The organism is Pirellulaceae bacterium (genome assembly GCA_029243025.1).
Classification (GTDB): Bacteria; Planctomycetota; Planctomycetia; order Pirellulales; family Pirellulaceae.
Genome location: JAQWSU010000053.1, coordinates 65,831 through 89,033, shown reverse-complemented (window position 1 = coordinate 89,033; position 23,203 = coordinate 65,831). Strand labels below are relative to the sequence as shown.

Here is a 23,203-nt window from a genome sequence, read left to right as displayed (position 1 = left end):
CGCCCCCAGTCGTGCCCTAGCATCCTCGTTCCATCACGGAGGCAATCGCCGGGAAATGACCTTCACGCGTCCAGCGAGAAATACACTCCGCATCTCCAACGTCAAGTCCTAAAATCAGAAGGGGTCTCGGGAGTCTGCTATGTTCCAACGGTCGATCGCCTCGGTGTTTTGAAAGTTCCAACTCGCATTTGATGATAGATTTCCTCGAATTTTCCAGCACATCGATCAATCGCAAAAAATTCCAGGGCGCGTTGACGTGCTGCCAATCCCATCTGTTCGCAACGCGAACGATCCTGAAGTAACGCCATCATGGCCGCAGCAAGTGCGTCAGCGTCGGCAATAGGACACAAGATTCCCGAAGTGCCAACTTCGACTTGGTCAATAAGTCCTCCGACACGTGAGGCAACCACCAAAGTTCCTCGCATCATTGCCTCGGTTGCAGAAATCCCAAAGGTTTCGACTCGTGATGGAACCGCATGGATCCAACTGTCGTCGCAAATTTCTGAAACCCGTTGCTTTCCAACTTGCCCAAACCAGGAAACATTTCTTAATGACAGATCGTTGGCCATCGCTTTCAGCTTACAAGCCTCGGGGCCACCTCCTACGATCTGGAGTCTTGCGTCACCTACCTCGGCCTGAATCGACTGAAATGCCCTTAGCAGAACATCGACGCCTTTGAGAAAGACCAGGCGTCCGGCAAATGTGATCGTCGGAGGCGATGACAGGGTCGATCGCTGTGGCATGACTTTCACGCCGTTACTCACAATTTCAATATCTGAAAATCCGATGGATTCCAGATCCTTGGCGAGAACAGTCCCATTTGCGACCACACGATCAAATTCGTCTTTCCAGGCCATTAACTGTCGGCGTTGAACCATGGCAGCGCCCCAAGCCGGAAGTGACAGGCAATCCATCTTTCGACAAATCCAACCGGCAGTATGTTCGCAAAATGAACCGTTTGGAAGAATCTTATTGATGGTTGGACACAACGTCTCGTAGCTGACCGCATGATAGACGGTCGGAATGTTTCGAAGCGCCTTCAAGATCAGTGGAGACAGTTGCGTCATAAACATCCGTACGTGGACAACATCCGGCTTAAATGAATCCAGGGTCCGCTGCAAAACATGTAAGGCAGACAGATTCGCTATTTTCAAGACCGTGCCCAATCCGCCTTTGGCCCCAAAACATTTCACATCACCAAACATGTCGGGATGGCTATCTGCATTACTGGTCAAGACTAATGTCTCGTGCCCCCGCTGTCGCATTGCCTCACTTAGAGCAAGCGTCATCAACTCGGCACCACCCGTGGGTGTTCCCAAGTCGTTCATCATCAGAATGCGCATGCGGCCTCCTATTCATCATTGGGCACCGGTTTCTTCCACACATCTGTCTCTGCCGATTCCTCCTCAGCGAAAACTGCAGCGACATTTCTACAACCATCAAGAATATCAGGCGATGGCGCCCGAGATTCACGGACGCAGTCGATGAAATAATCTAGCGCCAAGCGATACGAGGGTTCTGCCACAGGAGCGACAATCTCTCTTAAACGAGAAATTTGCCGACTACAATCCCGCCAGAATTCCAAGGATCGTTGCAATCGACTGCAGGTAGGCTCCATTGGAAAAACGTGAACTGTCGAAGCAATTCGATCCGTCACGATTCTTCCCCGCTCCCCGCTCCCCGATGATTTCGATCCGATTTTCAACGGCTGAAGAATTTGCAACATCGCAGAATCCTGTTCAAAGCGTTGCGACCAAATCGATGCCATGACTTCCGTCATGGGTGTGTTCAGTAAACAGGCCAGGAGATCAAATTGATGACTTGCCAAATCAAGCAAAACGCCACCGCCCGTTTCACGCCTCTTTTGCCATTCTGGCAAGGATTTCGCGAAGGAAGTCTGGACGGTTCGCACCGAGGTGACCGTTCCGATTGCCCGGTTTTGAACCAATGCCTTGGCCTGTCGAATCACCGGATGAAATCGTCCGTTAAAGCCAACCATGCCGAGACAATTACTGGCTCGCCAAGCATGAAATACCTGCTGCACTTCCGCTGGACTGATCGCACGAGGCTTTTCTAAATAAACGTGCTTCTTTGCTGCAAAAGCGGCGATTGCGGCAGAGGTATGCAAATGCGTTGGCAGGCAAATGATGACATCATCGAGATCGTCAAGTTGTAGTAGATCTTCGTACCGAACAAACGTCTTCACTTGGGAGGCCTTGGCTTTGGCCTCTTGCAACGCATCTTGACTCGCATCGGCGATGGCAACTAATTGGACCAACGGATGCCGCTGCAGAATTTTCAGATGAAACCAGGATGCAATCCGGCCACAACCCACCAACGCAACTTTAATGACGTCATGGCTCATTTCACTCGATCACCTGCAACGAACTCGAAACCAAATCCCAAGGCATTAGCAAATTGCCAGACCAGCAGGATTGGAATCAAAACGACACAGTCAGTCCATTTCATTTCCCGACATCGGTCCAGAAACAACTGCGGGAAAAAAAGGTGGAAAGAAAAATCATGAAAAATCCGCCCCGATCCGCGCGAAGCTCGAACACGATGGAATCTGGCTGCACCGCGTCCATAACGAAAATGCTGTCGCCAAAACCTAAGAAAGCTTAAGCTGTGCGAATGCCAAATAACGGCTTCTGGTTCGTAGACCAATCGATTTCGTTCAAAGCGACAACGATCACAGAGATCTCGATCCTCTGAAGCAATCCGAAAGTCAGCATCAAAACCGCCAAGTTTTTTATAGAGATGGGCTGTTAATGCCATATTATTTGACGCAAAGAATTTCGCATTTTTGCAATCACGATTATAAAACGAGTAGGCAAGATCGACGATAAACTGACTTGACATAGAAAAATAATTTTTGGTTAATCGATTAATCGTCCGACCACCGATCATGCATTCGCCGAATTCAGTGAAGACATCATCAAGGCGATTCAGCCAATTTTCATCAGCTTCGCAATCATCATCCGTGAAAGCCAAGAATTCCCCTTTCGCGTGCTCGGCGCCCGTGTTTCGCGCGGCAGCGGGACCTTGATTACTTGTTCGCAATAAGCTGATGTTCAATTGGTCGTCGAATTCCCCAACAACTGTGTCGAGCGGCTCTTGGCTTCCGTCATCGACGACGACAACCTCAAAATTTTCCGTAGGAAATTCCAACTTCGATAGCGAGACAAGACAGTGATCTAGTCGATCCGGCCGATCGCATGTTGGAATAATAATAGAGAATTTCATGAGGATCAAAACGGTGCACGGAATAAATACAGAAAAGATCACCAAAACCACATGACAATTGCTTTCCGGCCCCATAATGTCTTACGAAAGACTTCGAAGAACGCCCTTCGAAACGATAGAACACGGCGGACAATCGCCACAGCAAAATCCTCCGTAATCCCCCACATCGAATATCGAAAAAGCGTCACAAACCGAATATTTGGATTCCGGGGCTGTTTCTTACTCGCCATGGCATCGCACTCCAGCTTCAACCAGTCACATTTCGGTCTGCAGCGCACAGGAAACAGTCCTTGCCCTCAGTCATGTTCTACGTGCCTGCTCTCATCAAACTTCTGTTCCTCAGCAACTTTGACACGGTGATGCGATACGCGTCCAACATATTTCGTTCCGCGCGATTCAGTTAGCACTTACTCAGAACACGCACCATGGAAAATTATCGATCGACATCGGGGCGAACCGAATCGCATTGGGTGAAGGAAAGTAAGTCAGCGCAGAGGCGAGGGTTTGTTTTCTTCGTTGGATGCAAGCCGATCCAATACGAATTGAGCAGCCAACCTATACGCATTCTCAATCGGTTGATGCCCGTTAGTCGGTTTGACCAGTATTTCTACGGGTGCTGCACGTATCCCTGCCCGCTGTCGACGTTTGGTTGATTGAAAACAATCTGCAGCTTTCCTACAGTGTTGGGTCCCCACACGCTGATCGTTATTTCCAATACTCAGCCAAACGGCAGTATCAGCCAAGTTCTTGGCCAGCACAAAAACGTTTTGGCTCCGTACTTGTTCTGCCGAAACTCCTTTAAATTCGCGCAGCGCTAACAGATCAGTAACAGGTGAAATGCAGGTCACTGCGCGAATACGGGAATCGGCAGCGGCAAAATGCAGGGCACAAAAACCACCGCGCGAAGTGCCGCAGGTTGCTACTTGCTTCGGATCTGTATAACCCTGCTCAACGAGATAATTGAGAACCTCAACGCAACGACTGACAAACGGTTTGGTCAAGTCCTCCCCGGATTTGACGCGATGTGCCCAGCCCTCCAGATTGGCCGGCTCACCTTGACGGTGATCGTAACCGTGGCAAGGCGGGTCCATCGTCACGTACAGCCACCCTTGCTTCGCTAGCAACCGGCCCGTTTCTGAATAAACGCGAAGTTTGCGCATATCGTCCACGCTTGTAGCAAACACAAACAACGTTGGAAGTGGTGAATCAGACTTTTCACCAAACAGGCCAAACCGAGTCTTCTCGGGTGTTTGAAGCAGACGCATGACCGGTGAATCGTCGCCCGGCGCCGTCTCCGCGAGAGAAATAGGAGGCAGGAAAACGAACCAAGCGATACCGACAATCCGTACGTAGCGTTCCATCTACTCCTCCTTCGTCCCAGCAAGAAATTACCGACATGTTTTGTCAAAGCAGTGATCGTCTTGTTTGCTCAAATGCAACTGACGCCTGCGTTTTTGATTTTTCTTCTCGCCCAAAACGTCGTTAGACCCCAAATGGGCGTGTCCATATTTTATCCTCTAATCCGCCTCGCTTCGCAGCCAGCCAACGACCGTTTCCTTTTTTTGATGGGCCACCTTCCCGATGATTACAGCCGCAATCTCGAATTCCTCAGAAGGTTTCGTTAGGATTGAAGGGGATTCGGAGCCGATTCGATCGCACACGATGCCAAACGAGCGTGTCGAGACAAATCCGTCCTGCGACGCATACTTTCCCAAGTTGAAAAACGTTTCCACCACCATTCGGACTATTCTCAAAAGAGATTCGAGACCTCATGCTCAAACTATTCCCATTGCTTTGTTTCAGCCTGACTCTTTCGTCAGTCGCCAAATCCCAAAACGAAGCAAGTCTGCCCAGAGATATCCCGCCGGTTGTCGCGGTGGCGACAGCAAAGGCTAACAACAACGGTCAAGCAGCGGCTTACCGAATTGATTTGGTCATTCCTGCCATTCGCTACGAAATTGTCCGACGTCAACTCAACGCGAATTCCAACACCAAGACTGCGGATTTCAATGAGGTAGTCACGCAAGTCAAACCAATGTCTCGCGTTTTACGGTTTCAAACTTTGTCACAGATCCCGGACTCCAAGGTGGTCGACGTCGCCGGTAAGCCTCTCGACACACAAACGGTCTTGCAGCGACTGCAACAACCAACACCGGTATTGGTTTCCGTGTCGGGAAAAATGGTCGACCCGTATTATTTACAACTGATAAACAAGGACGCAGTGATTATTGTGTTAAGTCGCAAGGATGGCCAAGGAGACGACACGTTTTTGTCGAACAAAAAGCAGCGACCTTCCGCCGAAATTCCAGCCGTCATCAGGTTAGACAATTTGCCCACGACTCCTGAAGTCTTTGCCGTGGCCAAGTTACTTGAACCGATCCAAATCAAGACGAGACAGGAAGCGGAACGATATCTCACATCGGTCGGCCTGCAGCAGATCGACAAAGAGATTAACTTCGACAAGCAGTTCCTACTTGTTTTTGCTTGGCGAGGCTCTGGGCAGGACAAACTCACGTATGCTGAATCCGACGATACGGTAGAGTTCCGGCTTCGTCCGGGTCGCACTCGCGACCTCCGTCCCCATGTCCACGTTTACGCCTTAAGGTCGAATGTGGCATGGGAAGCAGTTCGCGCAAAACCTCGATAGCGAACAGGGAGGCATGCGCAGCACGTTGCGTGAATCGTGTTTTTGTTCAAGCGATCAGATCAGCTGCTTCACCACCTCTCCATGAATGTCAGTGAGCCGGTAATCGCGTCCCTGGAACTTGTAGGTCAGTCGTTCATGATTGACACCCATTTGATTCAAGAGGGTGGCATGCAGATCATGAACACTGACCGGATTTTCGACAACATTGTAGCTATAGTCATCGGTCGCCCCGTAGGTCAGACCCGGGCGAAATCCTCCACCGGCAACCCACATACAAAAACAGCGAGGGTGATGATCCCGACCGTACGACTCCTTCTTAAGTTCTCCTTGGCAATAAACGGTCCGGCCAAATTCCCCGCCTGAAACGACAAGCGTTTCGTCCAGAAGTCCTCGCTGTTTGAGATCGGCAATGAGTGCCGCATTGGCTTGATCGGTAGCTTTGCAAGCCTTTTGTAACTGGCTAGGCAAACTCCGGTGCGTATCCCAACCTCGATGAAACAGCTGCACAAAACGCACTCCCCGTTCACTTAACCGTCGAGCAATCAGCGCGTTGTGCGCATAGGTTCCCGGTTTCCGCGCGTCTTCACCATAAAGATCAAAGGTACTTTGAGGTTCATCTGCGACATTCGTTAAGTCGGGAACTGAAGTTTGCATTCGATAGGCCATCTCATACTGAGCAATCCGCGTCTCAATCTCGGGATTGTTCGTCACATCGAGTCGCAATCGATTCAATTGCCCAAGATGATCGAGCGTCTTGCGACGCAATCCGTCACTCATTCCCTCAGGATTGTTCAAGTAGAGAACAGGATTCTTACCGGACCGAAAACGCACACCTTGATGAACCGACGGCAGAAATCCAGCACCCCACAATCGATCATAAAGCGGCTGTCCGCCGCCGCCAGAAAGCATGGCTACAAAGGCGGGAAGGTCTTCGTTTTCGCTCCCCAGCCCGTAACTCATCCAGGCTCCGATACTGGGTCGTCCCGCAATTTGAAAACCCGTCTGGAGGAACGTAATGGCAGGATCATGATTAATGGCTTCCGTATGCATGGAACGTATGATGCAAAGATCATCCGCCACTTTGGCCAAATGAGGCATCACTTCGCTAATCCACTGCCCACTCTGACCATGCTGCTGAAACTTGAAGGCGGAACTGGCGACTGGAAAAGAGGTCTGCCCTGATGTCATTCCCGTCAGCCTTTGGCCATTCAAGACCGATGCGGGCGTTTCCTGACCATGAACTTTTTCCAGGTGTGGTTTGTAATCGAACGTTTCCTGCTGAGGAGGGCCGCCTGATTGAAACAGATAAATGATACGTTTCGCTTTCGGAGCGTGCATCACCGGCGACTCGGCCTGGCAGGGTTCCGGATTCAGCAGGTGCGATAGAGCCATCCCACCCACCGAAAGTGCCGAAGCTCGCAAAAACTGTCGACGGGTAGCTCGCAAAGCCAATTGATCTTCCCTGCCATTCATCTTTGAGATCACTCCCGAGTCGTCACTTCATCGAGGTTTAACAGAACATTTGCCAGCGCCGTCGCGGCGGCCAGTTCCACTTTGTCCAGTTCCGGATGGACTTTCGAATCCCCTGTGCCCAACAGTTCTGCAGCCAGTTCGGGCTGACCTTGATAATCCGCCCGATAATCCTCGAGAGCTTGCAGCAAGACTTTCTGCTCCCGTTTCGAGGGAAATCGAACGGCCACAGTCCGAAAGGCAAACACGATGCGTTGCGGATCGGAGTCGCCACCCTCCAACAACATTCGTTCGGCCAGTTTTCGGGCAGCCTCGACGAAGGTCACCTCATTCAACAGCGCTAAAGCTTGGAGGGAAGTATTGGTCCGTTTTGGTTCCACCGTGCAATACTCCCGGTCCCCCGTGTCGAGAATTGCCATGGTAGGTGGCGCGAGGGTCCGTTTCCAATAAGTGTATAAACTGCGACGATACAGATCATCACCTTTCCCCTGGCGATAGGTGAAGTTACTCGCCTCCCGCCAAAGATTCTTCGGCTGATAAGGTTTCACGGATGGACCTCCGACCTTTTCCACCAACAAGCCAGACACGGCCAACGCTTGGTCGCGAAGCACATTTCCGGCTAATGGAATGGCAGGCGCTCGCGATAACAACAAATTCTCTGGGTCCCGCTCTCGATGAACTGTCTGCAACCGAGAAGACTGCCGATAGGTTTGACTGAGGACGATTTGACGAACCATCCATTTCAAATCCCAACCACTATCAATGAACTCAGCCGCCAGCCAGTCGAGTAATTCTGGATGCGAGGGTGGCGATCCCTGAGACCCAAAGTCTCCCGGTGTACGAACAATTCCGCGACCAAAGAAAGACTGCCAAAGGCGGTTCATCGTCACGCGAGCCGTCAACGGATGTTGGTCATTGACCAACCAGCGAGCGAACGTCAACCTTCCCTGAGGAGCGTCGCTGGGAGGCGGGGCGAAGATGGACGGCACTCCCGACTCGACTCGTTCGCCCAATTGGTTGTAGACACCCCGTTGGCGAACGTGCGAGGGTCTCCCTTCGACCAAATCTCGCATAATCATTGTGGTTGGTAAACGATCGAAATAGTCACTGCGTTTTGATTCGGCGACGCGCAAATCCTCGAGCAGTTTTCGGTGCGATTCATTCTCGGTCTGTTCGAGATAGGTTGAACGCAAGACTTGTTGCTCAGCAATTGAACGAGTCGAAATTGGCTTGGCTGCGATTGCCTGGAGCGAATGGGGCACTGCAAGCAATTCCACTTCTTGAGCCGACAATGTTCGACCCGCGTAGAAGCGCAATTCGTCAATATCCCCTTGCCATTCAGGAACATGATGACTGAATCCCACTCGCATCAAACTCTGTTGCTTGGGATCGATCTTATTGCTGTTCGTGTTGTAGATTTCGTCAACAGGCTGAAGCACACCATTCAAATAAATGGACATACCTGCTGCCCGTTGTGTACCATCGTTCGCCAACACGACATGGACCCATTGGTCAGCCAGCAAACTTTGACGCGTCTCAACAGCCTGAACCCCAGATATCCAACGTCCGATGATATGCCAGCGCAAACGCCCTGCGGCGAACTCCACCAGATTGCCGGCGCGTACGGTGTTGTTACCTTCGTTTGAAATGACCGCTCCCTGCTGAACATCGGCTGGCTTCATCCAAAACGCAATGGTAAATCGACCGTCCCCGATCAAACCGTGGATCGGTTTTAGTGCTAAGTGATGTTCGGAGTCGACATGCACCGCATCACCAAACAGCCCCGGCTCTCGTACAATGGCAGACGTAGCAGTCGAAAACTGCTCATCTCGTTCTCGATCGAATGTCCAGTGAGCGTGCAATCCATGAGTAAGCAAGGGCTGACTGAAATCTGTCGCTGCTTCCCATTTGGCTTGCGAGGCTTGAATTTCCGTTTCCACCTGCTCCAAAGCCTGTCTCGATAATTCGACATCGGCATCAAGCTGCTTAAGTCTTGTCTCTTGTTCGACCGTCGGCGTCTTGATCCATGGCTCGGAGTTACCGAACTTGATTGCCCTGCCGCTTTCTGCCACATCGTTGAAATAATCGATCAGCTGATAGTATTCCTGCTGACTCAGTGGATCGAACTTGTGATCGTGACAGCGCGCGCACCCCATCGTCAGTCCCATCCAAACCGTGGACGTTGTATCCACACGATCGACAGCGTTCTCCAAGAGAAACTCATCGATGGGAATTCCGGCTTCCGAATTGTAGCGATGGTTGCGATTAAAACCGGTCGCGATCAGCTGATCCGGTGTCGGTTCGGAAAGTTGATCGCCCGCCAATTGTTCGATCGTAAATCGATCGAATTTCAAATTCTGATTGAAGGCACGGATCACCCAATCTCGCCACCGCCACATCTCACGTGGCCCATCATTTTGATAACCGTCGGTATCCGCATATCGGGCCACTTCTAACCACGACCATGCCATGTGTTCACCGTATCGTGGTGAATTCAACAACCTTTCAACGGCCATTTCATAAGCTAGGTCGAGTCCATTCTGCTCGAGATTTCCCAAGAATCGATCGGTCTCCGCAATCGTCGGTGGCAGTCCGATCAAATCGAGACTCAAACGACGAAGTTGCGTTGCAGGTGCTGCTGCCATCGAAGCCTTGAGCCCCTCCTTGGCCAGCCGCCTACGAATCAAGAAATCGATCGCATTGCCTTGAATCTTCGCACGGTTGAGCGATTCAAATGCCCAATGCGTCTGATATTCGGCTCCCTCAGCAACCCAACGCTCTAGAAGTTGCTTTTCGGTCGGCGTCAGCTGTTTTCCAGACAAAGGAGGCGGCATTCGCAGATCAGGATCAGCTGCTCGAACACGAGTCAACAACTCGCTCTGATCAGGAGACCCAGCAACAATAACCGAATAACCACCTCGCTCTCCCTTGGCTGCATCTTTTCGATCAAGACGCAAGTCGGCTTCCCGTGTTTGAGCGTCCGGTCCGTGACAGGAAAAACATTTGTCTGCAAGGATTGAACGAATGTCTCGGTTGAAATCCAGTCGCTCTTCTGCGCGAACCTCAACCACCACTGACAGCATAAGAACTGGAAAGCAGATCTTCAGCAAAGATGTGATCACGGAAAAAGTCAACGGTCTTGCGCCCTCGTTTACGTCGAGTAGAAGCTTTTCGACCAGTTACACCAATGCACCCTTCATCGGAACATCGTTCTATCAAAAAGAACTTCATGCCTCCCCATCTTAACATAAACGAGCAAACGCTGAAGCGGTTCACACTCGCCTTCCTGTTCACCGTTAGAAGCATCCGCGTCACAAGGAACGCGACTGCTGATTTTTAGGAGTAACGAGGTGTCTCAGCCAAATCAGCTCCATCTGACTTAAACTTCCTTCAGCCAAGCCACGTTGTCGAGTCCACTCACCGAAAGCGACCTGCCGCGTCCAAAATACGTTGCTGCTGTCGATCTACACCATCGCGTTCGACAGTCGCTACAATAGGCACTAGCACCGTAGTACGCATCGCCACCAATTGACACAGCGCTCGGCTGGTAATCGCATCAACGATTCGATTGCCACTCGGAGCTTCCGAATCCTGTCCACACAAAAGGAGATTAACAAGGATGATCCACCCGCCTTCAATCTCACCGCAACGGAAACAGAGGCGATTTACAGGAGCCAGTCGCCGCTCATTTCTGAAGTCGGCCGCGTTCGCCGGCACAGCCATTAGTTTGAACGCTTTTCAATACTCACGGGTTTACGGGGCAAACAGTCGTTTGGGAATCGCAAGCGTCGGAACGGGCGGCAAGGGCTGGAGCGACTTGAATGGTGTTGCAGCGAGTTCCGATGTTGATGTGATTGCGATTTGTGATATTGACAGTTCCGTCAACCATCTTGGTCGGGCAGCGGAAAAGTACCCATCGGCAAAACAATATACGGACTGGCGAAGACTTCTGGATCAGGCACCAGATTTTCAAGGAATTCTAGTTTCGACTCCAGACTTCATGCACGCACCCATTTCCTTGGCCGCGATGCATTTAGGGAAACACGTGTTTTGCCAAAAACCGCTGACGCATAGCGTGCATGAAGCGCGACAAATGCAAAAGGCGGCGACAAAATTCCGACGAGTGACTCAAATGTGCAATCAAATCCAATCGCATTCCGCCTATCGGACAGCGGTCCATTGGATTCACCAGGGGCTGATCGGAAAAGTAAAAGAAGTCCATTCTTGGCAGGCTGGTCAAACTAGCTGGCCACGTCATTGCCCCCGACCATCAGGCAACGATCCGATCCCGGCCCATGTGCATTGGGATCTTTGGCAAGGCGTCGCTCCCGAGCGACCCTATAAGGCTAGCGCGTACCATCCGTTCAACTGGCGAGGCTGGCAAGCCTACGGCACGGGACAACTGGGCGATTTCGGCTGTCACATCTTGGATCCGGTCTTCAAATCGCTCGAACTAACTTCGCCCACGCGACTGACCGTAGCAGCCCCAGCCCTGCACCCAGAATCCTGGACCGATCGCGCCACGGTGCAATACGAATTTCCAGGCACGCAATACACAGCTGGAGCGAGCCTGCCCGTCACCTGGTACGACGCCGTGGGTGTGTCCCCGCCACGAGAAAAGTTAGGGGACCTTCCGCCTGAGTATGCGTTACCTGGGGCTGGTTCTGTTTTGGTCGGTGAGAAAGGTTCCCTCGTTATCCCACACGTCGCCGCACCGAGAGCTTTTCCAGAAGAAAAATTCCCTACCGATCAACTACCAGTGATTCCAGGAGTCAACCATTACACACAATGGGCAGATGCCTGTCTCGGCAAAGACGAAACCACGTCAGGGTTTGAATATGCCGGACCGCTCACCGAAACTGTCTTACTAGGAACCATTGGGATTCGATTTCCCCAGCAAGAGCTGATCTGGGATGCCGACGCTTTAAAAATCACCAACCATCCGCAAGCACAAGAGTGGATCAGCAAGTCCTACCGCAAGGGTTGGGAACCGACTTGGGTCTGACCCATTTCAGCCGATTCGACGCTTCCAGGATTCGATCGATTGTCGGCAGGATTTCCCATTTCTCACGGAGGAGAAATCATATGAGGTGGAAAAGGAGATCTTTTTGAATGCGTTGAACTCCTCAAATTCCGGCCATCGTTTCGTTTCCGCCCGAGGGGAATTGCAAGCCCTTCTGTTTCTGCAAGCCGCTCATGGAGTTCTCTTCGCATCTCCGCAACGCGACTTTGTTGCGCCGCTTCAAGAATCAGATTCGTCGTCTCCTGTGGGTCGGCTTGCAAATCGTAGAGTTCGTCCGTGTCCCAGATACCGTGATACTGAATCAGTTTGTACCGATCATTACGGAGCGCAAAGGTCGTCGGCGTCTGCGGAAACGTCGGCTCCCAATAGTACTCATAGAGCAGAGGCTGCGATTCATCTGCACGTTTTGGATTCGAGAGCAATGCACGAAAGCTATGCCCGTCCATTTGAGCTGGGATCGTAATTCCAGCAATATCCAGCAGCGTGGGGGCGACATCGATGTTCATGACAACTGCGGAGCAGCGTGAAGCAGGCTTGATCGTCTTGGGCCACTGGACGAGAAACGGAATCCGAATCGACGCTTCGTAGGCGCACCTTTTGTCGATCAAACCATGCTCACCCCACAGATGCCCACCGTCACTCGTGAAAAGAATCAACGTATTGTCGGTGACTCCCATCTTTCTAAGTGCCGTCGCAACTCGTCCCACACTTTCATCGATCGACAAAACCATCTCACAATAATGTCGATACATTTCGGAAAGGCTCTGTTTGGCACGCCCGTGATAGGGAAACTCAACACCATGCCAACTATTCCGCTGATCGCGCACCCACATCGGCTTCAACTCGTTCGCACCTTTTTGACCCGCGCGATCCGTTGCAGGCACGTGAGACTCACTCTTGTAGCGATCAAGATGGCGAGGAGCCGGATCGTACAAACCGTGCACCCCCTTGTGTGAAAGATAGAGTAAAAATGGTTTTTCCGTATCACGCTGCATCAGCCAACGTGTTGCATAATCGGTCAATTCATCGGTCATGTAAGCTTGCTGCAGAACCGATTGACCATCGACATTCAATTTTTGTCCACGAGGAAAATAGCTTCCTTGTCCACGAAAACTGACCCAATGATCAAACCCGGGTCGGATGGCATCGCTACTCCCTCCCATATGCCACTTACCGATGAAGGCCGTTTCATATCCAGTTTGTTGCAAGAGCTGAGGAAACGTCACGGTTCCCTCAGGCATCCGATCGGAATTATCAACAACCTTGTGGTTGTGCATGTAACGACCGGTCAAGAACGATGCTCTTGCAGGAGAACAAAGGGATGTCGTTACAAATGCATTTTCAAACTGCATTCCCCCCGCTGCCAGGGCATCGATATGCGGAGTCTCCACGAAGGGATGATTCATGTGGCTAAAGACGTCATAGCGCAAATCATCGATCAGAATAAAGACGATGTTCGGTCGCATGACAGGATCCGCGTCACAGACAACCCCATGACTCCCGAACAGTAACAGAAACGAGACTACAGATCGGAATATTTTCATTACAAAATAAAGCCGGAACGATTTGAAGGCGGTAAGCCTGGAGACATCGGTGACGGGTTGCAACTCAAGTATACTAACCCAGCCTGGAGAACATCAACAATTTTCGGATCCACTGACAAGCCACTCGCTTCCTTTCCCACCTGCGCCATCAGCGGCTTGAACGTCCGGCTGAAATCTACACCGACAACATTGACGAATCTACCTGCTCTGCGCGTGCCGTTTAGGTCAGCAGCGGCTTGATGACATTTCCATGAACATCCGTAAGCCGGAAATCGCGTCCCTGGAATCGGTAGGTCAATTGTTCGTGATCAACGCCCAGACAGTGCAGAATTGTGGCGTTTAAATCATGAACGTGTGTTCTTTGATCCTGAGCAAAATAGCCAAATTCATCGGTCTGGCCATAAGAAACACCGCCACAAATCCCTCCTCCTGCGAGCCAAGATGTAAATCCGTGCGGATGGTGATCACGACCGAATCCATCACCGCCACCCTGCGCCATCGGAGTGCGGCCAAATTCTCCCGTACAAACGATCAAGGTTTCGTCGAGCAATCCGCGCTGGTCAAGATCGCGAATCAACGCGGCGATAGGCTGATCCACTTCACCGCATTGCCGCTGATGTTCCTTGATGAGATTACCATGTTGATCCCAACCCGTATGGAACAATTGGACAAAACGAACGCCTCGTTCAATCAGTCGGCGGGCAAGCAAACAATTATTTGAAAAGGCATTCTTTCCCGGTTTCGTGCCATACATCTGCTGAATGTATTTTGGCTCCGTTGTCACATCAGTCAGGTCGGGAACGGACATCTGCATTTTGAAAGCCATTTCGTACTGCGCAATACGGGTTTGAATTTCGGGATCACCCACCGCGTCAAAACGGCGTTCATTCATCCAGTTGAGCAGATCGGTCTGTTCACGTCGGGTCGCACTATCGATTCCCGCCGGATTAGTCACATACAGCACCGGTTCACCGGAGCGCCGAAACTGGACTCCCTGATGGCGGGTCGGCAAGAAACCAGGGCCCCAATAAAAATCCAGAAGCGGCTGGAGAACGGTCCCGGAGGCCAGCACGACGAAGGAGGGGAGATCTTGACCTTCACTACCAATTCCGTACGAGAGCCAGGCCCCCAACGAAGGCCTTCCAGGTCTGACATCGCCTGAGGTCATCATGGAGACGGCCGGATCATGATTGAAAGTCTCGGTATACATCGATCGCACAATGGCTAAGTGATCGGCAACCGTTGCCGTGTGCGGCAAGAGTTCCGAAATCCACTGTCCGGATTGACCGTGCTGGGAGAACTTCCACGGCGAGCCTTTTACGAGTGGCTTATCCGACTTGATCATCGCAAACTGATGGTTTTTGATGATCTCCTTGGGCATAGGTTGGCCGTCACGTTTTTGCAACAGTGGCTTGTAATCAAACGTATCGACATGCGATGGCCCCCCCGACATGAACAGATAGATCACTCGTTTCGCCCGCGGTGGAAAGTGCACCGAAGCTTCTACGGAAGACTCTTTTGCCTTCAGCAGCGACGCGAGTGCAGCGACTCCAACGCCGGTCGCACCACGTCCAAAAAACGCACGGCGCGTCATGGCTTCCAGGGATTTATCTCGCAGATCCACCCTTTTTCATCCTTCCCAACAAACCAGACACATAAGCCGAAAAATCATGCCACTCAACCTCGCGGTTCATTCTCGGGTAATCGCTTCATCAAGATTTTGAATCGTCGAAGCCACCAAGGTCCAAGCCGCCAATTTGGCGTTCGATTCAAGTCGGCCGCCGGCTGCGACACCTATTTTCAAGAGCGCTTCAGCCGCTGCCTGATTCTCTGAAAAATATTCTTTCCGACGTTGATAGAATTCTTGGAACCGCAGTTTTTCTTGCGAATCAGGATCGCGCCCTAGGACAATTCGAAAGGCAAACGCGATTTGTGACTCAAAATCACTCTGCGGCGCATCTTTCAAGACTCGCTCTGCCAGTGCTCGCGCTCCTTCGACAAAGACGGGATCGTTTAAGGAAACCAAAGCCTGCATTGGCGTATTTGTGATTGACCGTCGAGTACGACATACATCGCGAGCAGGTGCATCAAAGGCTTTCAGTGACGGGTACAAAATGGTCCTCTTCCAAAAGATGTACATGCCTCGGCGATATCGATCTTTTGGAACGCTTGTCTCCCAATTAATTTCGAATGGTCCCATCGCTGCGGTGGTCCGTTCACCATACAGTCCATCCGGCTGGACGGGAAAAACACTTGGGCCTCCAACCCGACGGTCGAGCAGGTTCCCTGCCGACAACATCGCGTCACGAATTTGTTCCGCCGGCAGTCGAAAACGGGCCGCCCGTGCTAACAATCGATTCTTGGGGTCGCGTTCAAAGGCCAGTTTGGAAATCGAAGAATCTTGCCGATAGGTGGATGACATTACGATTAATCGAACGAGCTCTTTTCCATCCCATCCGTTTTCTACAAACTCCGTTGAAAGCCAATCGAGCAATCCCGGATGGGTTGGCCACTCACCTTGATAACCAAAATCCGCATCCGTGCGTACTAACCCATCACCGAAGAACTGTTGCCAGATTCGATTCACCGTAACTCGAGCAGTGAGTGGATGGTCGTCAGAAACAAGCCACTTGGCAAATGCCAATCGATCTTTGGGACCTTCGCCTAACGCCGGCAGAATAGTTGGTACGTCAGGATACACCTGTTCACCCTGCCTAGAAAAATCCCCTCGAACAAGCAGATAAGTTTCGCGAGGCGTCGCCATTTCCTCCATGACTTGAGCTTCGATCGCGTCAGCATCCAACTGCCGATCCTCTTCACGCAAGGAAGCAAGCCGTTTCAGAATCTGATTCCGTTTCGGATCGATGCGAAGATAATAATCCGCGATTGCCTTTGCCTGTTGGGAAGTCCGCTTCTGCCTCGGCTGCTCCAGTGCGGCTTTGATCGAAGGCAGAAACCCTCCCATCGTGGCGTACGGATCAACCACAGCATCAAAAATCTGCACGTGACTCAACTGGCCTTTCAACGCAAAGGCACCCGAGTCATCACTGCTGTTGAAACCTGCCCCAATCGCCAGGTCTCGTGGACTAATCGCGATCGCATCGGGACAGCTGCCGATCGACTTCGCGTCTGAGTCGAGCAAACCATCGACAAATAATTGGGCAGCACGGCCGGCGTGCATGGTTAACGCCACGTGGTGCCAGCGACCATCGTTAACCCGTTGACTTCCATAGATTTCAATTCCGCTGAACTGGTCCGTCTTCGCAGAACTCCAGGCAAACAGCCGACCCGGTGGAGCATTCGGTTCACCCTCTCCACCGATACCAAAGACAAAAGATCTTTTCCCTGGTCGCCAATCATAGTTAGACACAATATCGGCTACGTCATCGTCGGTCTTAATCCAAGCCGACACAGTCAGGTCCCGAAGTTTCTTGTCTGGTTTCCAACCAGACACTCTCACATGATTTCCATTGGCTAACTTGAGCGCAGCTGCATTCTTGAACGGCTCATGGCTCGACCAATCAGGCAAAGCAGTCTCGGCCTGTCCCACCAACCGACTCGAATCCTCCCATTGACCAGTCCCGATTTTCCTGTCTGCAATCCAAATTCCCAGCGGCGATCGATCTGGCTGTACGATTTGCGGGTTCGCGTTCTGTTCCCATCGCAGTTGCCGCTCGACGAGTTTCGTGTCACCTTGTTTGAGGTTTCCCGCTAACTCATCAATGGTTGAACGAATCACGACACGTCGTTGCTGATGTTCCGTCGGCAAGACTTTCAAACGAGGACCATGAACACCAAACGTTTCGCCAAGGTGTGGAACATTGTTGAAAATTGCAAACAGTTGGTAATATTCTCGTTGCGTGATCGGGTCATACTTGTGATTGTGGCATTCAGCACATTCAAGTGTCATCCCCATCCAAACACGGCCAGTTGTCATCAAGCGATCGACAATCCCCTTAATTCGAAACTCTTCTTTGCGTGGATTATTCCCTAACGCTTGCGTTGATTGGCGGTAAAATCCTGTGGCAATCCGATCGTCGATCGTCGCATTCGGTAACATATCGCCGGCAATTTGTTCGATGGTAAATTGATCAAATGGCTTGTTCTCATTGAAGGCATTAATCACCCAATCGCGATACAACCATTGGGTACGTGGAGCGTCGGCTGCGTAGCCCGTTGTGTCCGCATAACGGGCCAAATCCAGCCAATTCTGTGCCATTCGTTCGCCGTAATGGGGCGATTCCAGCAATCGGTCGACTAATCGCTGGTAGGCCAACGGACTGTCATCCGACAGGAACTCATTGACCTCTTCGATTTCAGGCGCGAGTCCTGTCAGATCAAAATAGAGTCGCCGAATAAGCTTCCGTCGACTTGCTTCGCGACTTGGTTGCAGGCCGGCCTTTTCCAAGCGAGCGAGCACAAATTGATCGATTTCATTTCGAGGCCAAGCTTGCTGATTCACGGAAGGGGGATCGATACGCTTCGGTGACACATAGGACCAATGTTTTTCGTACTTGGCCCCCGAGGCGATCCAATCGCGCAATAACTTAACCTGCCTATTGCTCAATTGCTGATTCGTATCGGGTGGGGGCATGCGAAAATCCGGATCCGCCGACGTCACTCGATCAATGAGTCCGCTCATTTCCAGATCACCTGGCACAATAGCACGTTCGCCGGAAGATAGTTCCGCCAGGGCCGTGTTCGCATCGTCCAACCTTAAATCATGGACTCGAGCTGCTTCGTCAAAGCCATGACATTTGAAGCAATAATTTGAAAGGATGGGGCGAATATCGCGGTTAAAATCAACAGCATCGGGCGCAGCAATACTGGGGCTACCAACAAGCATTACGCTCATCATGACCAACAGTGTTTTCAACGATTTAACCACCACGCAGTTTCCTTGAATCACCAACATTCCTTGATTCTTACTTGGATTAACTCTGCCATTATCTGGCCCGGTCCACCATCTGGCACCATTGCAACTGCTAATCAGTATAAATCCATCGTAGCGTGAGTCATACTATTCCCTCAAATCGGCTTCCCCATTCGAATTTACATCCTTTGAGAACTCTTTTCCCGGAAGCCTGCACGATGGAAAAGCCAAATAACCACAGAATGAGTCGATCTACGATTTGTGATCGGTGCCCGTTCTGTTCACGTCGAGGCACGAGAACAGGCAATGACCGAGCCTGGCTCACCCATAAGTTGTACCCTACCAGCGTATCGAAAGCACTTCGTCCGCTGACAGTGTCGATCCGAAAACGTGCTAGTCGCTCAGGGGATAGGGACAGCCTGTGACGATTTCCCGAAAGTCTATTCGCAGGCCTTAACAATGGGCTCGGCACATTCGCCCCACAACATCGGTTGTTGTATTATGGGAAGACTTGAACGGCATTACTCGTCGGAAGCTGGATTCAGCGGCGGCCCGTGTTACACACCATTAGGACAAACCATTTCTCATGGCACAATCAAACTTGTCTTTATCGCATGCAATTTCAGATATAGTCACGCCGACGCTTCCGGAAGACGAACGGCTTTGGGTTCCGCAAGCGGAAAACGTCTGGTTCCGTCCGTTGCTGCTCGATGTGACTGGAGGTTCGTGGGTAAACCTACTACGCGTCCGACGGACGGGCGTGCTCAGTCGACACCGACATCCAGCCCCAGTGCACGGATATGTCATCAAGGGATCCTGGCGTTACCTCGAGCACGACTGGACCGCTCGCGAGGGCGACTATGTATTCGAGCCTCCTGGTGAAGTCCATACATTGGTTGTCGACAACGCGGATGAAATGATCACGCTGTTTCATATCTTTGGGGCACTGATCTATTTTGACGATGATGACAATACAGTGGGACATGATGATGTCCACACCAAAATAGAAATGTGTCGCCGTCATTTTTCACAAACAGGTCTTGGCGACGACTATGTCACCCAATTCATACGCTGACGAGGCGCACATGAGACAAGCCGCATTGACACTGGTCGTTCTCATCAGCATTTGCCTGTGTCCATCGCTGCCTCCTGCTCTGGGAGCAGACGAAGCTCAGCCCGACCGTTTCACCAACGTGATCCAACCGATCTTGCAACAAAATTGCTACGCGTGCCACAACGCCCAAGAGAACAAAGGCGAACTCGATTTGGCTCGATTGACTTCTGGCGAAAAGCTGGCGGCTAATGCTGATCTGCTGCAATCGATGCTTGAGATTGTCTCAGCTGGTTTCATGCCACCGCAGAAAGCGACCCGACAGCCCTCTGCCAAAATTCATTTCCAGAAAGTCGTCTCTCCGTTCACGAAAGTATTCACGAACTTCGGCGTTGTGTTGCCGATAACGTCGAAGATAGATTTGCTCGTTGCTTTTCGGGGAACCCTTACCGTAGACCCAACGACGCAATTCTGTTGATTGATGACCGAAGTGACTCAGGACACTACGAATCCAAGCCTTCTCATCACGGACCGTCAATATAAATTTCTCCCCGGGGTAAGACCGGTCCATTTCTCGAAAAATGATGGGCCATGGATGATCCTGAAACGCATCGTGTGTGGACACGATCGAATGAGCCAATGGCAAAACATCGAGATGTATTCTGGGATTGTGAATACCAAAAGGCCCCGCACCCGATAACCAAGTTTCTGCAAAGCAACCTGCAGCGAGGTTGTTCCAGTCTTGTAAAACCCGATACAAAAAAATTCTGGATCCATTGCAACGACACGCTCAAATTACGATTTACAAAAAGACAGGTGGATCAATGAGCACAGTATTTTATTCCAGTTGATCTTCTGGCTTGACAACGACTGTATCGCCAGCGACACAAGCAACTCGCCCTAATCATGTGTCCGATGTTCAGCCAGAAATACTTTGAGGAATCTAGCGTTCTTTTCGACATCTTTCGTCATTAGAAAGCGGTAACATTTGACGCGCCGCCACAAACTGATGGCGCAAGCAAGCCGTTTACATAGGGTAACTCCGATCTCTCGAATCCCCGCGGGATTCAGTCGCAGCACCATTTCCGCGCGCTGTGGACAATCCTTTCCCATTCCAATGGCAATCAGTAAATCTGGCAAACTCTTCCGACTGGGCACGGGGACAATTTCGGGTTCATCCAGACTGCTTTTTTCAGCCCAAAATATGAAATGCGTTGACATTGCATGATGCATGCAGCGAGACATTCCAAAATGACTCATATCAAGCAAGTACTTCTTTCCGAACACGGGATCGTTTTTGATTCTGAACCGATCGTCCGGGATAGAAAGTTTATCGATTTCGCGTAAGCTTATTCGAATTCCAAAAGGAAACACTTTTGAATTCAGATCAATTAAAGGTGTATCCTCTGAAATCAATAGGACATCCAAGTCTCCCAGCAGTTCCATCGCAAGTGTTGACTTACCGCCTGAAATGGGCATCGTGAATAAAGCTGACGTTCCGTGATAGGAAACGCCTAGCGAGTGGAAGCGGTGCAGCCCCATCTGATCCATCGTGACCCCGAGCGTCGAGATGATCAGATAGTAGGTATAGTGATAGAGCGGATTTGAATCTTCCGCCTCCACTCGACCGCAGCGTTGGGCTGCATTGTAAAAAAGCAGGGCATTTCCATAATCGACCCACCTCTCATTTCCCCAGCCAGATGCTTTTCCACCGAGATGTCGTAAGAATGGCCAACCCCGTATTTGCTTGGGGTCAAACGGACCATGCTGCGCCGTAATGCTTATCGTTTGTTCAACGGGACGGTTCGATTTAGAAAACGACTCAAAATCTCTCCTTAAAGACTCTAAGAGTTCAGGACAGTTACTGTTTACATTCAGCTTAATCCCGTGAAACCAAAGTGTGAGCTTATCGAGTTTTTGAATCGTCATTTCCTACACGCGTGATTCTGTTTAGCTGGACGGATAGTACCCCTACATCTTTTCGATTCAGCAGCAACCGATTCGATAAGATTTATCGCCTCACCTAGAGTATTTCCATTGCGTATCGAATTACGAATGCGTGTCAGTGCATCTTTGATCGACGATGAATCAACACAATGTTGAACGGCATTTATTAATTCGGTTGGGCGAATATTCTTCATTGGTAAGCGTCGAGAAATCCCACAAGCCTCCGCTCTGGCCGCATTGCCTGGCTGGTCTCTAGTCCCAGGTACGATCACCATGGGAACCTCACTTTCGATCCCTTCCAAGATGGAATTAATCCCGCCGTGAGTCACCATTACGGCCGCTCTTCCCAGCACATGGATCTGCGGCCACCAGTTAGAAACAGCCAGATTCCTGGGAATCTCTAGATCGCTTTCTAATTCTCCATTCGGCACGGACAAAATCCATTGCCAATCTGATTTCAAACGACTTGCTTCGACAACCGCCCGAAAAAAACGCTTCGAATAAGGATAGTTTTTCGACTCAGTCCCCAGGGAACAATAAACCCACGGCTTTTTCGGATCTAAACCATCAACTCGCCCAACTGGTTCTGAACGGTTCATGTCAACATAGTCACCGAAAAAAACACGAGAGTCTTTCGCTTTCACTTCAAACTGTAACTCATGCGGGGCACAAACGATTTCCGGAACCACTAATCGCGGACCGAATTCAGTTAAAACAAAGTCGCGATTCCTTCTGGCGGCAATCCCTGATTGTTTAGCAATTTCTCGGTAAATGTAAGTTAGGTGATGAAAACGATAGGGGTGCCGATAGGTCCCTGCGAACTGCGATCTAGAACGATTAATCCAAACACTTTTTGTTTCCACCCACATCCACTCCAACAAAACCGAAAATCGATCCAGGGGGTTTCCCCTAACCGTTCTCCCCGAGGTCACAGGTGGGACTTTCGTGTTCAGGCGGAATGCCATCGGAATGGAAAGGCCAACAACGGGGATACCGAGAAACAAAACGCGCAGTGCATTAGCCCAAAGAAAACTATCGAAAACAAATACATCAGGTTGACTAGTTTTTATTCGCGCGTCGAACTCACCGTTGACGATGTGATGCAAATAAGCTTCGAACAGATCTCCCGCTTTCGGATTACTAGCATTGACAGCCCCCGATCGAATCGGCGCGACTAAATCATTCGTGGACGCCCGATGGCACAACGAATCGGAAAAAACCTTTTCAGCATAGAGCACCGTCGAAAAGCCTTGTGCACGAAATTCTTCAACAGCGTCAGGCCAACACAAAAAGGTGACGTAATGACCTTTCGTGCGAAGTGCATTCGCAAGCCGAAGCCCCGCTTGGGTGTGCCCTCGACCTGACATCACATTAAATAGAACATTCATAGCAAAACATCGAC

15 protein-coding genes are annotated in these 23,203 nt (G+C 50.9%); 4 read left to right on the top strand and 11 right to left on the bottom strand.

The annotated features are described in order from the left end of the window. Positions 1-137: 137 nt before the first annotated feature. The 4 genes from P8N76_25960 to P8N76_25945 all read right to left on the bottom strand — a co-directional run bounded on the left by P8N76_25960 (position 138) and on the right by P8N76_25945 (position 4,607). Positions 138-1,343, bottom strand: coding sequence for a glycosyltransferase family 4 protein (locus tag P8N76_25960; protein MDG2385143.1), 1,206 nt, complete (start codon positions 1,341-1,343; stop codon positions 138-140). Between the two features lie 8 nt (positions 1,344-1,351). Then, the gene (locus P8N76_25955; GenBank protein ID MDG2385142.1) at positions 1,352-2,365 is read right to left on the bottom strand and encodes a Gfo/Idh/MocA family oxidoreductase; all 1,014 of its coding nucleotides are present in this window, start codon (positions 2,363-2,365) and stop codon (positions 1,352-1,354) included. Next, positions 2,362-3,246 (bottom strand): glycosyltransferase, encoded by an 885-nt coding sequence (locus P8N76_25950; protein ID MDG2385141.1) that lies wholly within the window; start codon positions 3,244-3,246, stop codon positions 2,362-2,364. Before P8N76_25950 ends, P8N76_25955 begins: the two co-directional genes overlap by 4 nt. A 485-nt stretch (positions 3,247-3,731) precedes the next feature. Further along, on the bottom strand, positions 3,732-4,607 hold the full coding sequence (locus tag P8N76_25945) for an alpha/beta fold hydrolase (protein MDG2385140.1): 876 nt from the start codon (positions 4,605-4,607) through the stop codon (positions 3,732-3,734). Between the two features lie 410 nt (positions 4,608-5,017). Here P8N76_25945 and P8N76_25940 point away from each other — a divergent pair, with 410 nt between their 5' ends. Beyond that, entirely contained in the window at positions 5,018-5,893 is an 876-nt protein-coding gene (locus P8N76_25940; GenBank protein MDG2385139.1) for a hypothetical protein, read from the top strand. A gap of 54 nt (positions 5,894-5,947) precedes the next feature. Here the strand turns inward: P8N76_25940 and P8N76_25935 are convergent, their stop codons facing one another. Both P8N76_25935 and P8N76_25930 read right to left on the bottom strand, forming a co-directional pair. Beyond that, positions 5,948-7,366, bottom strand: a complete 1,419-nt coding sequence (locus tag P8N76_25935; protein ID MDG2385138.1) for a DUF1501 domain-containing protein — start codon at positions 7,364-7,366, stop codon at positions 5,948-5,950. Positions 7,367-7,374: 8 nt separating this feature from the next. Further along, positions 7,375-10,485, bottom strand: a complete 3,111-nt coding sequence (locus P8N76_25930) for a DUF1553 domain-containing protein (protein MDG2385137.1) — start codon at positions 10,483-10,485, stop codon at positions 7,375-7,377. Between the two features lie 497 nt (positions 10,486-10,982). Here P8N76_25930 and P8N76_25925 point away from each other — a divergent pair, with 497 nt between their 5' ends. Continuing rightward, positions 10,983-12,368 (top strand): Gfo/Idh/MocA family oxidoreductase, encoded by a 1,386-nt coding sequence (locus P8N76_25925; GenBank protein MDG2385136.1) that lies wholly within the window; start codon positions 10,983-10,985, stop codon positions 12,366-12,368. Positions 12,369-12,430: 62 nt separating this feature from the next. On the opposite strand, the gene P8N76_25920 is transcribed toward P8N76_25925, so the two are convergent. The 3 genes from P8N76_25920 to P8N76_25910 all read right to left on the bottom strand — a co-directional run bounded on the left by P8N76_25920 (position 12,431) and on the right by P8N76_25910 (position 18,845). Continuing rightward, a complete protein-coding gene (locus P8N76_25920) occupies positions 12,431-13,852 on the bottom strand; it encodes a sulfatase (protein MDG2385135.1) in 1,422 nt (473 codons plus the stop codon). Positions 13,853-14,150: 298 nt separating this feature from the next. Further along, the gene (locus P8N76_25915) at positions 14,151-15,554 is read right to left on the bottom strand and encodes a DUF1501 domain-containing protein (protein ID MDG2385134.1); all 1,404 of its coding nucleotides are present in this window, start codon (positions 15,552-15,554) and stop codon (positions 14,151-14,153) included. 66 nt (positions 15,555-15,620) lie between these two features. Beyond that, the gene (locus tag P8N76_25910; GenBank protein ID MDG2385133.1) at positions 15,621-18,845 is read right to left on the bottom strand and encodes a DUF1553 domain-containing protein; all 3,225 of its coding nucleotides are present in this window, start codon (positions 18,843-18,845) and stop codon (positions 15,621-15,623) included. 544 nt (positions 18,846-19,389) lie between these two features. Here P8N76_25910 and P8N76_25905 point away from each other — a divergent pair. Together P8N76_25905 and P8N76_25900 are read left to right on the top strand one after the other, a co-directional pair. Then, positions 19,390-19,878, top strand: coding sequence for a 2,4'-dihydroxyacetophenone dioxygenase family protein (locus P8N76_25905; GenBank protein ID MDG2385132.1), 489 nt, complete (start codon positions 19,390-19,392; stop codon positions 19,876-19,878). A 10-nt stretch (positions 19,879-19,888) separates the two neighbouring features. Continuing rightward, positions 19,889-20,332, top strand: coding sequence for a hypothetical protein (locus tag P8N76_25900; GenBank protein MDG2385131.1), 444 nt, complete (start codon positions 19,889-19,891; stop codon positions 20,330-20,332). Positions 20,333-20,754: 422 nt separating this feature from the next. Here the strand turns inward: P8N76_25900 and P8N76_25895 are convergent, their stop codons facing one another. Together P8N76_25895 and P8N76_25890 are read right to left on the bottom strand one after the other, a co-directional pair. Next, complete coding sequence (locus tag P8N76_25895; protein ID MDG2385130.1) at positions 20,755-21,783, bottom strand: hypothetical protein; 1,029 nt, start codon at positions 21,781-21,783, stop codon at positions 20,755-20,757. Next, the gene (locus P8N76_25890; protein ID MDG2385129.1) at positions 21,780-23,189 is read right to left on the bottom strand and encodes a glycosyltransferase; all 1,410 of its coding nucleotides are present in this window, start codon (positions 23,187-23,189) and stop codon (positions 21,780-21,782) included. Before P8N76_25890 ends, P8N76_25895 begins: the two co-directional genes overlap by 4 nt. Between the last annotated feature and the right edge of the window lie 14 nt (positions 23,190-23,203).

Excerpts from the sequence above, each read along its gene's own strand:
- P8N76_25960 (MDG2385143.1), bottom strand. The coding sequence starts at position 1,343 with ATGCGCATTCTGATGATGAACGACTTGGGAACACCCACGGGTGGTGCC.
- P8N76_25955 (MDG2385142.1), bottom strand. The coding sequence starts at position 2,365 with ATGAGCCATGACGTCATTAAAGTTGCGTTGGTGGGTTGTGGCCGGATT.
- P8N76_25950 (MDG2385141.1), bottom strand. The coding sequence starts at position 3,246 with ATGAAATTCTCTATTATTATTCCAACATGCGATCGGCCGGATCGACTA.
- P8N76_25945 (MDG2385140.1), bottom strand. The coding sequence starts at position 4,607 with ATGGAACGCTACGTACGGATTGTCGGTATCGCTTGGTTCGTTTTCCTG.
- P8N76_25940 (MDG2385139.1), top strand. The coding sequence starts at position 5,018 with ATGCTCAAACTATTCCCATTGCTTTGTTTCAGCCTGACTCTTTCGTCA.
- P8N76_25935 (MDG2385138.1), bottom strand. The coding sequence starts at position 7,366 with ATGAATGGCAGGGAAGATCAATTGGCTTTGCGAGCTACCCGTCGACAG.
- P8N76_25925 (MDG2385136.1), top strand. The coding sequence starts at position 10,983 with ATGATCCACCCGCCTTCAATCTCACCGCAACGGAAACAGAGGCGATTT.
- P8N76_25920 (MDG2385135.1), bottom strand. The coding sequence starts at position 13,852 with ATGCGACCGAACATCGTCTTTATTCTGATCGATGATTTGCGCTATGAC.
- P8N76_25910 (MDG2385133.1), bottom strand. The coding sequence starts at position 18,845 with ATGTTGGTGATTCAAGGAAACTGCGTGGTGGTTAAATCGTTGAAAACA.
- P8N76_25905 (MDG2385132.1), top strand. The coding sequence starts at position 19,390 with ATGGCACAATCAAACTTGTCTTTATCGCATGCAATTTCAGATATAGTC.
- P8N76_25900 (MDG2385131.1), top strand. The coding sequence starts at position 19,889 with ATGAGACAAGCCGCATTGACACTGGTCGTTCTCATCAGCATTTGCCTG.
- P8N76_25895 (MDG2385130.1), bottom strand. The coding sequence starts at position 21,783 with ATGACGATTCAAAAACTCGATAAGCTCACACTTTGGTTTCACGGGATT.
- P8N76_25890 (MDG2385129.1), bottom strand. The coding sequence starts at position 23,189 with ATGAATGTTCTATTTAATGTGATGTCAGGTCGAGGGCACACCCAAGCG.